The sequence below is a fragment of the Pseudoduganella aquatica genome (assembly GCF_009857595.1).
Lineage (GTDB): Bacteria > Pseudomonadota > Gammaproteobacteria > Burkholderiales > Burkholderiaceae_D > Rugamonas > Rugamonas aquatica_A.
Genome location: NZ_WWCU01000073.1, coordinates 1 through 11,054 on the forward strand (window position 1 = coordinate 1; position 11,054 = coordinate 11,054).

An 11,054-nucleotide genomic window follows, 5' to 3' on the forward strand; every position below is an offset into this window, starting at 1 on the left:
TCGCCAAGCTTGTTCAGCTTCGCTTCGCGCTCCTGGTCTGCAAACAAGCTGGTTTTGATCATCGGAAGAAGGTCAGTGTTGGCTCTGCGACATCATGCCATTTTCGGTGAAGTTTTTCGAGATCCCCAATACTCTTGAGTTATTCATTATTATGAACTTATTCTTTCTTTTAAACTACGTCAAAATCTCAAATAAAGCCCTTCACCTATTTCGAAACGATTTTCGGCATAGCTCTCTCGATGTATCCATCAATAAAAGTAAAATAATTTCCATCGTATTTAATGGCTGTCAAAATAAATCGAACGATTAGCTCACGCATCACCAAAAGATGGTCATGCAAATCATGCGTTGCCTCTGCCGGTGCCGTATATCTCCCACGGTGAACAATCTTATCCCGTGCAGACTTGGCAGCAGTAATTTGCAATTCAGAAATTCCGTCAAGCGACACGTTCCATTTCTCAGCTAACAATCGAATTTTTTGCATTAACGTTTTCCGATTAAGGTCTATGAACTTGTCACTGTAGTCGACTATTGCAATTTGCTGTTGCTCCGTAGTTTCGTAAAGATGCAAAACCTCCACCTCAACAACATCATTGAGTTTTTTCTTTAACTCTTTAAATTTCCCCTTCTGTAAAATTTCCTTTTCCCCATTGCTCAGATTTGAATCAAGAAGATTTTCAAGAACAGTCATAGCAAAAATCAAATTCGATTCAGCATGCACCGCTTTCATTGAAAACCATTCCACGGCATAATCCAAGTTTTTGATAGTAACGTCAGCATCTAAGAAAGAGTTCACAGCACAATCAAATATAGCCACCTGATTTATTGCCGCAAACGGACGTAAACCGGTGGTTCCACGTTCAGATTGTGCGTAGGCTTCTATTACTAACTTACCGTCCTGAACAAGCTCGATAATCGGAACAGTTAGCATTTTTGCGGCAGCAAACGACATAACCGTATTTACCCATCCAAGGAGTTTGTCAGCTTTTTCCTTCCAGTCAAAGAAGGGTTCTCCAGCATCCTTAAAAATAGATAATGCACCGGACATTACGCCAGGAACTGGTTCATACGTTCCAGCCATTTGTAGCATGCCGACTTCAGTCTCTTTAGACAATGGGCGAAAATTCTCAAAGCCTAATAACAGCCACTTGATTCCGATTTTTCCTGTCTGTGCTTGCGGCATTGTGAATGTTGAATGTGAACATGAGACTACGGGGCATATCGTTGAGTGCATGTCCGAAAACTCATTGCCCATAGATGTGATAATGAGGTTGTCGGTGAAAAATTTTACCTCCCCTTCAGCTTCACCACTTAATGAAAACTGCGGAAAGCGAGTACCACCTACATCATGCTGCACAATAATAAATTTGGTTGCGGGCGTCCGATCCATGCGTTGTAATTTAATGATTACATTGCCCCCCAAGTTTATGCCTGCACTGAAGCGTACATTGATTGAGTCATGCTCAAAGCACAGGTTGCCTGAAAAATCTATAGGACCGTACCGCCAATCGCTCATATCAATGATTCCCTTGGATTTGAGTTAAGAGGAATATTCAAAATATAATGAAATACACAATTCATTATGTTATTGCATAACTACTTGAATTCACTAATGAAAGTTACATAGCCCGTTCCGGTTGTCCAATCACAATATCAGAAAATACACTGTTGCCATAGAAAATTTTAGATTTGGTGGCAGCAATGAAGCAAGCAAAGACCCTCTCACACGCAGAACTGAAGCGTGTCCTGGCTGTTGTAACTGCCGAGCGGCACGCAGAGCGCAACAAGGTTGCGGTCCTACTCAGCTACTATGCTGGCCTGCGCGTCAAAGAGATCGCAGCCCTCACAGTAGGTGACATCTATACAGCAACAGGCGAAGTGAAGTCGTTCGTGGCGCTTACAGCAGAACAGACCAAAGGCCGCCAAGGCCGGACCATCGTTCTTGGCACCAAGTTGATTGATGCGTTGCGCGCCTACTTACGCACTTCCAAGCTCAAGCTGCAGGACACTGCAAAGCCGCTACTTCGTTCACAGAAAGGTGCTGCGTTTTCGGCCAACTCACTTTGCCAGCTTTTCGCACGTCTGTATGCTGCTGCTGGCATTGAAGGTGCCAGTAGCCACAGTGGCCGTCGCACATTCATCACGAACCTTGCCCACATTATTTTTACGAACTTACTTAACGCACTTACTTAATGCACTTACTTAACGCATTTACTTTGGAACCAGATATCCGTCTTTGTAATGGTGATCTGGAAAAACATTTGCAAGCATCTTTGCTTCTGTCGTGTGATAGTACGTGTTGTCAATCTGCACGACACTCGTCCCACAAGTCTCTGCAACTGCTATCGGAGGTAAGCCTCTGTTCACCATTTTCGTAATGAAATAGTGACGGAAACTGTATGGAACCAAATCACGTGTATCTGTGTTTTGAATTTCCGCATTCTCCATTAGCTTTTCAAAATGAAGTGCAAGCACTCTCGGCGTTGGCGCTGTTTTTCCATCCACACTGAAAACTAATGTACTTCCAAACGGTTCGGCATCTTTGTTATCTTTATTTTTGACAGTATAGAATTTGTAAAGAATACTAAATAACTTATCAAAATACTCCCAGTCTTCGATATAAAACCGCCGCGTCTTCCTTACCTTACTTGTTTCAGCACGAACGGTAATTTTAACAAGGTTGATAGTATTATTTTTTTTACCTTTTACGTCTTTAGTCAAGAATTCAACATCGCTCCAACGTAACTGCACCTGCTCGCCCTTGCGTAATCCAGTTACAATTGCGATTAGGAAGTAATACGCGACAACAATTTTCTTCAAATTGTCTTCGTCAACAACAACATTTTTTCTGCCAAGCCCAACCTGCTCCTCAAGTACCTTTGTGATACGCTGGATTTCATCAAGGGTGAATGTATCGCGTCTGTTGGCAGCATCACCTTTGTCAATGCGTGGCAATTTCTTAAAGTCGAATGCGTCGATATAGGTTTCATTTCTTTTATAGAGCCACGAGATCATCGCATTGATAGTGCTTTGCTCATTCTCAACCGTCGTTTGACTTATGCTAATGCCTTTCTTGGTCTTAGTACGAGAGTGATAGTAGTTTTCACAATCGGTGCGTTCAAGCTCCTTGAGCTTTGTATCACGATGTATGAAGTCAAGCCAATGTTCAAGGTGCGTTTTAATTGTCGTAAACCGCCCTTTTACAATCAGACCAGCATCAACATCAGTAGCCCGTTGTTTTAGATATTCTTCGACGCCTTGTTTTGTCGTTTTTGAAAAATAGGTCTTGCCTGCTTGTTCCTGAGCCTTGATTTCAATGTAAAGCTTTTTCGCTTTGTCAATCGCTGTATCTCTATTTCGGGTGCGAAGACTTTCATGAGCGTACTTACCTTCCTTCTCAAGCCACATTTGAAATTGCCAAATCTCATTGCGTTTGTGAATGATGGCCTCGTCAAAAATTGCTATTTCATCCGGCTTAAATGTCTTTTTTTTGAGCATAAAAAATGGGCTTGAAAACTACGGTTTTGAGTAGCTACAGTTTTGTGTAGCTATTCGTGTAACTGTAGTTTAAAAGCCCAACAAAATCAAATGCTTAAAAAACGTGCGAAACTTTTGCGTAAGTTTTTATTCGTTTAAAATCAATGACTTAAGAATTTAATTCTACTCCCACTCAGTTATCAAAAATACTAAAAATCACTTAAATAACAATAACCTACAAGAAATGTCCTATCTGATGCCACGAAAAATACCATGTGCAGAATTTAATGCCGCTCTGTAGAAGAAGGACACTTAATGTTTGCAGGAACTTAACACAGCCCCACCACCACACGCTAGCCAGATCGGCGAGCCTGCGTCACTCCTGTTCGCGCAACCGCGCTATAGTAGTCCTGTTACGGCCTGCGAAAGCGGATTTCGTTACTCCAGACTTCTGCGGTCAAAATCAATTTCAAATCCATCTGGCACAGGCTTGAACGGCCTTGTCGGTGAACGGTGGCTGCTCTGGAACGCTCGCAGCGCTTTCACGTCGATCTCGCCAATGACACAGTAGTCGGTGATCCCCCCCTTGACCCGCAGCAAATCGCGCTGCCAACTTTCCTTGAACGGCGCACGGATGCGGCTGTCGCCGTACTGACGGTCGTTGCACTGGACGATAAAGGCATGCATATCCAGCGCGGCGGACTCCACCAAGGCGTTGAAGGTTTCGGTGTCCTGGTTCCACTCGGGCACAAACAACGCATCCACCCTGCCGCGCAGGGCGGCACGATGGCCGATGTTGGTCAGCTCACTGCAGATCAATAGTGCAAAGCGCAGATCGCCATGCTGCAGTATGGGCGGCGTCTTCCACGCCTTGTCGGGCTTCAGTTCCAGCCCGGCGAGGCGCTGCAGCTCCTGCTCTTCATGCAGAGCCGGGCGCTGCTTGTCTTGCCGGTAGATCATCAGCGAGGGGAAGCCCAAGCCGTCGTGCGATAGTGCAGCCCAAACCTGGTTGCGCACCCTTGCCTTGCTGGCATGCAGGTATTCGATGCCGGTAATCAACGAGATACCACGCCCCTGCAGCTTGCGCGCAATACGAATGAACCAGTGCGCGGGCAAGGCCAGCTCTGGCAATACAAGGTAGCGGCTGTGCTGCGGCTGCGCGATCACGCCATCAAGTAGTCGGCATAGGCGGGCATAGCGCTCAAGATCTGGGTCGGGCATGCGCATGACCGAAGCGGTCCAGCTCGCCATCTCAGTTTTCCAGCTCGAGACAGCGATGCCGTAGCGGCGCTGCGGCTGGGCATCGGGGATCTGCAGCACGCCGTGCTTATCGAAGCTTGGCGCCGCGTCGCCAAGCTTGAAGCCGCGCACTGCCAGCACGACAGACTGCATAGCCTTACGCCCCACCATGTCATAGGCCGTCTTGTTGAGTATGAACAGCTCCGGCAGGTTGAACGGGCGGGTGGCAAACAGCAGCCCGTGCGGGAGAGCCTTCAACCGGACCCACTCCGCCAGTTGCACGCAGCCATTAAGGACGGCCTCTGGCAACAATTCGAGCGCTGTGGCGCAATTTATGACGGTCTTTCTGGCTGGGATGCCGCGCTGCGCCACCATCTCCTTGGGCAGGCCTAAGAAGCGGAACGGCATGTGTGCTAAGTCGAACGAGAACAGGCGAGCTTGTTGGGCTTGAAAGCCCAACGATGACAAGTACCAGTCCAGCAAGGCATCAAGATCCGCAGGAACGTAGTCAGCCATGTGGGCTTCCCAGGCTGCCTTTCCCTGCTTTGACAGCCGGGGCGGGAAAGCTGCGCTGATGCTTTCCCGCACAGTGGTGTAGATCTGTTTTTGCCAGATTTTCATTAGTTCTGAGGCAGCTGGCACAGTGTCGGCCGGGCAAGCTTTGACGCTTAGAGTGCAGTGCGACTTCAGTTGGATGCAAAGTTGCTCCAGCGCTCGCAAGATCTTGCGCAGGGCCTCAAAGTCTTCGCACGCCGTCGCCAACCTAATTACCCGAGGCAGGTACACCGCAAAGTCAAAAAACTGGGGTAGCACCAGCACGTGCTGAACAAAGGCGCGGAAGAAGGCCTGGCGGTGCGCCCGCCACGCGTCGGGCATAAGGTCGCGCTCGTAGGCTTCAAAATCGCGCAACTTTATGGCAAAACCGGCACGGCGCATGGTCAGCGCGTCAGCCTTGCGCAGGTTGTCAGCCGCCTCGCCATCGCTTTGGGTAGCAGCCAACAGGTCGGTGCCTACATGGCTGGCTGCGCGTGGAAGACGAGGCATAGCACGCCATTCACTGGCCCGTTCGTGAATCTGGTGGGCAATGGCATCCACCAAAGTTTTGCCGGGCTCGCCCGCCAGCATGAATACTTTGTTTTTGGCGTTGGCAAAGTGGATTTTGCTGTTGCTCAGGTAGACGGGCTGGAAGCAAATCTGCTTGCGCTCCGAGTCCGTTACCCAAGCCAGCTTGCCCTTTGACCGCGCGAACAACCATTCCCACAGCTCAGTCGTGGAGCGAAAGCTAGCGCCGTTCTCCATTACCAGCAGAATGTCGTCCACATAGCGGCCGTAGTACAGCGGCGCAATTTGCTCCTCTACGATGCGATCCAATTCGGCCAGGGCAACGTTCGCCACGACCGCTGAAGCAGGTAGCCCTACGGGCAAACCCTTCTTAAGGGGGGTGGTCTGAGCCCAGGCCTTCAGCGCCTGAATGAACAGTCGGTGTAACTTGGCTTGGGAGACCGTCAACTCCAACTTCATTACATCGAACACAAAGCCCGAGTCGAGCATGAAGTCTGGATTGAGCTCGTGATAGAACGAGCTGACATCCGCCGTAAGCGCCACTATTTTCTTGTCAACCGTTAGCGCAGTGCGCATGGCTTCGATACCCTTATCGCGCCAATCTCGAAAAGGCTTGAGATAGGGCTGAAAAGAGCCAAGCGAGAGCCGGTTGATGCCCTTTCCGCTGTGCGTGCGCCGCAGGCGATTGCCATAGGCGCAGGCAGTCAGTTTTCCGTCGAACAAGTGACCCACCTCCAACATCCACAACGTGGAAAGCACATGGAAGTTGAGGCTGCACTGAGCCATCACCCGAAATTCTGCGTTGGGCTGCTGGGGTTTATCATCTTCGCCCAGCAAGCCGCAAACGTACACCCATTCCTCTGCCGGAGAGGAAAAGATCAGGCCGCTGCCATGCACTTCGCGGTATTGCGCCCAGCACGACATATCCACAGACTTAGTGGCTAGAGTCCAGCCGCCGATGAACTCAGCCTGCGTGACCCAGGACTCATCGTCACCTTGAAGCTTAGCCAACATAGCACTGAGATTGGCGTGGAGATTTTCTTCGTAGTCCGCAATCGTGTCCAGCGAGGCATGCGACGAGTAGTACAGGTCTACCTTGGCTTTGCGGTAAGCAAGGCCGAGGTCTTGAAGTGTGGTCATGCGCTACCCTCTGTCAATCCGAACTTTTGAAGCACTTTCCGCTTCATCATTTCGATGATGTTTGCCACTTTTCGAATCGCTGCTTGAAACTAACAGATCCTCCACTTGGTTGAGGAACGCAGCGAGCTCTCCTTGCCTGCCCGTATCGTTCACCTGCCATTCGCTCACAGGCCTGACCATAGCGATTACTCGGGCGTCTTTCGACAGCTGTTCTAACTCATTGTTGACCATGTCGCGCTGCCGCAGATAAAACTCTCCCCATCGGCAGAAAGATAGTAGCCACAGCGAGGCTGTTAACGCACCGTCCCATCGCGTCCAGTCCGAGGTACTAGCGAGAGGCTGTTGAACGATCCGTTGCTGGCGCTTTAAGATGTCCTTTATCGACTTCAGACTGTCCCGCTGCTGGTCCGGTGTGCTGTACGCGAAGAGGAAGGCGGCAATGTTAGTCGTCTGTCCCTCGCGCTCTCGACTAAACAGATGGGATTGGCATTTGAACTTCGGCTCCAGCATGCTTGCCAACTCCTGTACCCATATTTCGCAAGCATCGTCGCAGTTGGCGCGCTCACTCTTCAACAGAGGGAAGACCACATCTTGGAATAGCCACGGCTCAGCCCAAGCAAGCTGCACCATATGTCCTCGCATCGAATTTATCAGATGTGCAAGCTCATCTGCTGAAATAACTACAGGGAGCGCATCGTGCAGGGCTGTGACCAGGCCGCCATAAATCTCAATCTTCTGCGAGTTCTTTGCCACGTGATGAACCATCCACCCCATCGCACGTACTCTATCCGAGTAAGCAAAGGTACTCAGCAACTGAAGCACAACTTCGAGCCCTCCGGGCTTTTCCAACAGTCCTTCGATCGCGCTCAACCCCAGCCATTGCAACAACCCCATACTGCTATGAGTGAGGCACTCTCGTTGAATCTCGCTAACACCAAACTGTACCGAAAGTGAAATATCGCTGACGATCTGGCTCAATAAGGACAGCCTTACTGCGTCCGACCCAACGGGCTCAATCGGCATAGCTGCCACTTGCGTTTCAGTGATCATCAGTAGTGAAGCCGGGGAATGCCACCAAAGAAACTTGACAGCGTAGTACTCCGACCAGGTAAGTGCTGCGTACTTCACCGGGCGGAATAAATGACCTACGTTGTACGAACTAAGCATCAGAACTTCGATTGACTCTCGAAAGAGCTTCGCGTCCACTACAGCCAACTCATTGTCTGCCTCATCATGCTTTCGTTTGAATGCCTCCTCAAGATATCGCGCCAGGAAATCCAAAAAACGACCCGAAAACTCGAATTCGCGAAACCGCCATTCTTCGACATGCGAATGAGCAAGCACCTCGCCTAGTACCTCCCAAAGCGCAGCAAAGTCATCAAAGGCTCCAGCCTGATTTTCGAGGCAATTGTTCAAACCAGCCTCCCCGGACAGCGCGAGCGAATCATCTTTAAGTAAGCCAAGCACTGTCATCTGAGCTTTCAACGGCTCGCCCGCCAAGCCCTTTAAAGACGACTCGCAGCACCAAACGCTTAGTACATCGCCCGCCACAGAATTTTCAAGAAAGCGTAATGGCTCGTAGCGACGCGATACTGTCGATGACAACGTTGAGTCGAAAAGTAGCCTCATAGTGGGATTCTCGATATCGCCGTCGTGCAGTGCAGTCGTCGCTTCCTTCATTAAACCTGCCTTGTATTGCTCAACCTTGATTAAGACATCCGCAGGTATTGGGGTTATTAACAAAGGATAATTTTCAGCGGCCTTCTGAAATGAGTTGGATAAGTTAAATCCTGCTATCGGCAAATTGCCCGCCCCCATGATTAGGATATAGCGATCATGTAGCCGCCCCTCCTTCATGCCGTAAATCCGGAATTTGATGCGTTTTAATAACTGACTATGATGCTCACAGCTCGCCACCAAATTGTTAACGCGGCCTGAATTTGGTAGATCGGATTCGCCCAGCTTGGCTTCATTGTTCTTTGATGATTTTGGTAAAGACGTGAAGACAACGTAATCGGCCTGCGGTGCTGCGCATAGCAACACCAGACCAAGGCCAGCGGTCTCGAAATAAGGGTCGAAAATTATTATTTGATTTTTCTGAAATTTTTCCAAAAGCGTCTTAAACCACTCAACGAATTGCAGTCGCCCATCCCCCTCCTCCTGACCCCAACGAGGGAAAAACTGTCCATCCGACTTGGGTGGATGAATTTGCGTAAAAAGCGAGGCAAGATCACGGTTGACTGGCACCCAAGGGTCAGCTTTACGCCCGCCGATTTCACTGCCAAACTTCGCGTCGCCACGGTTGATCGTTAGTGCCGCCTTCACTCGCTGTGATACAGATGGCCGTGTCGTCTTTTCCAGCCAGTCGAACTTCACGGGGCTGCCTCCATGCCCTAACATATGCCCTTGAAAATTAATCTCTCGAATGTACCCAATGCGCCACCGACAGCACAGCGCGCCTTCATTGGCATTGTCGTCATACAAGCCAAATATCTCCAATTCGGATGAATCCATCCTAGCGCGCAATTGATCACCTAATACAAATTTGTATTCAAACACGCCTTCAGCATCTCGCTCTGCCCTACCGAGGCCAGAGTAAATTATCTGGGCGTCGTTCACTACACAAAGGCGAAAATGGAAACCGCTGAAGTTCGGTACTTGGCTTGGATTGAATCGAGCTACCAGGGCGCAAGAGTCATCTACCCAACTCACACTCAGCAAGCGCTTCTCCATGTCGTCCAGGGCAGGAAAAACCAAGAGTTCGATGTCACCAAAACGCACGGCGTCAATACCGCCGAACTCTAGTCCTGTATCCGCATTTAGGTACTTGACTACTGATGCGGTTAAGCACAGATCGTAGCCCTCGCCAAACTGGAACAATTCCCTCTTATTTATCGGGGTGATAGAAGCGCTAAATGCGCCAGCTCCGCCATGCGGGCTAGAGATCGATTTCCAATCATACGCATCACGGTTAAGCAAATAGGCAACCGGACGATAAACTAGGTTGTCGGCCACGAGCGAAGCCTCTCCAAACTGTGACCTCAATTTTTCCGGAAGTCTGAATTTCAACTCTTCACTGATGGCAGAGATAGTCTGCCCTGCGCTCAATAGCCGTAGTAGATCCGAGCAATAGTCGCTTTTGACGTATAGGTTGAGCCGAGTAACCTTCGCTCTGACTTTCCCGAACGTATTGAAATCGTCGTTGTCGCTAAAGGACCAGCTATTACTGGAATGACTGTAAGGAAGTAGACGACCGTAAACTATACGATTCTCTGCCAATTGATCGGATTTGATTTGCAAGATCCATAACTGCAGTGCGCAATGACGCGCATCCATCGAGAACAAACGAGCCAGCCGCCTGTCATTGAGAAGGTCGTTTAATGTAACTGCCATCGATTCGTCCAATTTGATTTTTTATTTTAAAAAAAATATTTTTAATATGTGGATTTCGCACACAGTCGTTTAACAAACTTACCCCTAAAATTGCCTACTCCGCGCCAACTATATTCTTCTGAGGGACGCTGCGACTGCGCAGGCGATTGTTGCAAAAGTCAAACCAATGCTGGAGAACGCCAAGCACATCGAACCATTGCAAAGGACTTTCGGCATATTGATAGGTGAAGTTGCTAAAAAATTACCTATCATTATGCCTTATTGTCTACGAGAGAAACCAGTGATGAGCGAAAAAACACCCCGTCACAGGCTTCGACACTGCACCAAAGTGCCCGCATAAGAGAAAAATCGGCCTTCCGTCGCTTGCCCTTCCATCCAACGATAAGCGTCAACCAGCTCACCCTCATCGATCTCCCGGAACTGGATGCCGTCAGCGAGCGCGTCTGGCTCGCGCAGGACCGTCCATGCCTCCTCGGCCCCAAGCTCCGCTAGCTCATCCAGTCCAAAACGAGTGATAGGGTTCACTATCATCATCTCGGTGGCGTTATCTTCCCACGCTACTAAGAACAGGCCATTCACCTCAATCAGGTAATGAATCTCACCGTCACCGAATATAGGGGATCTCGAAAAACTTCACCGAAAATGGCATGATGTCGCAGAGCCAACACTGACCTTCTTCCGATGATCAAAACCAGCTTGTTTGCAGACCAGGAGCGCGAAGCGAAGCTGAACAAGCTTGGCGA

6 protein-coding genes are annotated in these 11,054 nt (G+C 49.4%); 1 reads left to right on the plus strand and 5 read right to left on the minus strand.

The features are described from left to right. Nucleotides 1-205: 205 nt before the first annotated feature. Complete coding sequence (locus GTP77_RS29145) at nucleotides 206-1,516, minus strand: hypothetical protein (RefSeq protein WP_161075650.1); 1,311 nt, start codon at nucleotides 1,514-1,516, stop codon at nucleotides 206-208. Nucleotides 1,517-1,701: 185 nt separating this feature from the next. On the opposite strand from GTP77_RS29145, the gene GTP77_RS29150 reads away from it, so the two are divergent. After that, nucleotides 1,702-2,193 (plus strand): tyrosine-type recombinase/integrase, encoded by a 492-nt coding sequence (locus tag GTP77_RS29150; RefSeq protein WP_161075651.1) that lies wholly within the window; start codon nucleotides 1,702-1,704, stop codon nucleotides 2,191-2,193. Between the two features lie 18 nt (nucleotides 2,194-2,211). On the opposite strand, the gene GTP77_RS29155 is transcribed toward GTP77_RS29150, so the two are convergent. The 4 genes from GTP77_RS29155 to GTP77_RS29170 all read right to left on the minus strand — a co-directional run bounded on the left by GTP77_RS29155 (nucleotide 2,212) and on the right by GTP77_RS29170 (nucleotide 10,890). Beyond that, nucleotides 2,212-3,498 (minus strand): tyrosine-type recombinase/integrase, encoded by a 1,287-nt coding sequence (locus GTP77_RS29155; RefSeq protein WP_161075652.1) that lies wholly within the window; start codon nucleotides 3,496-3,498, stop codon nucleotides 2,212-2,214. 417 nt (nucleotides 3,499-3,915) lie between these two features. Next, nucleotides 3,916-6,918, minus strand: a complete 3,003-nt coding sequence (locus GTP77_RS29160; protein WP_161075653.1) for a reverse transcriptase domain-containing protein — start codon at nucleotides 6,916-6,918, stop codon at nucleotides 3,916-3,918. 3 nt (nucleotides 6,919-6,921) lie between these two features. Then, nucleotides 6,922-10,323 (minus strand): VPA1262 family protein, encoded by a 3,402-nt coding sequence (locus GTP77_RS29165; protein WP_223149412.1) that lies wholly within the window; start codon nucleotides 10,321-10,323, stop codon nucleotides 6,922-6,924. A gap of 291 nt (nucleotides 10,324-10,614) precedes the next feature. After that, entirely contained in the window at nucleotides 10,615-10,890 is a 276-nt protein-coding gene (locus GTP77_RS29170) for a hypothetical protein (protein WP_161075654.1), read from the minus strand. Nucleotides 10,891-11,054: the final 164 nt, after the last annotated feature.

Excerpts from the sequence above, each read along its gene's own strand:
- GTP77_RS29145 (WP_161075650.1), bottom strand. The coding sequence starts at position 1,516 with ATGAGCGATTGGCGGTACGGTCCTATAGATTTTTCAGGCAACCTGTGC.
- GTP77_RS29150 (WP_161075651.1), top strand. The coding sequence starts at position 1,702 with ATGAAGCAAGCAAAGACCCTCTCACACGCAGAACTGAAGCGTGTCCTG.
- GTP77_RS29155 (WP_161075652.1), bottom strand. The coding sequence starts at position 3,498 with ATGCTCAAAAAAAAGACATTTAAGCCGGATGAAATAGCAATTTTTGAC.
- GTP77_RS29160 (WP_161075653.1), bottom strand. The coding sequence starts at position 6,918 with ATGACCACACTTCAAGACCTCGGCCTTGCTTACCGCAAAGCCAAGGTA.